The organism is Pantoea sp. GbtcB22 (genome assembly GCF_019091025.1).
In the GTDB taxonomy this organism is placed as follows: Bacteria; Pseudomonadota; Gammaproteobacteria; order Enterobacterales; family Enterobacteriaceae; genus Pantoea; species Pantoea leporis.
On record NZ_JAGXKB010000689.1, the window covers coordinates 1 to 242 of the forward strand.

A 242-nucleotide genomic window follows, 5' to 3' on the forward strand; every position below is an offset into this window, starting at 1 on the left:
CGTCAGCCAGCAGCATTACGCTTTAGGTCACCACAATACCGCCACGCTCGGCACAGTTGCCGCTGCCGCCGCCCTGGCGCGTTTCCTGGCGTTAGATTTGGCTGCCACCGCAACGCTGCTCCGCATCGCCACCACGCAGGCCAGCGGCTTACGCGCGCAGTTTGGTTCGGGGGTAATGCCGCTGCATGCCGGGTTTGCAGCTGAGCGCGCGGTGAGCGCCGCACAGCTGGCGCTGGGAGGCT

Annotated in this window: 1 protein-coding gene; it reads left to right on the plus strand. The window is 66.9% G+C overall.

Annotated elements, in window-relative coordinates; translation table 11 throughout:
• Positions 1-242: MmgE/PrpD family protein (locus tag KVT28_RS26380; RefSeq protein ID WP_217551248.1), on the plus strand; the 242-nt coding region annotated here is incomplete at both ends.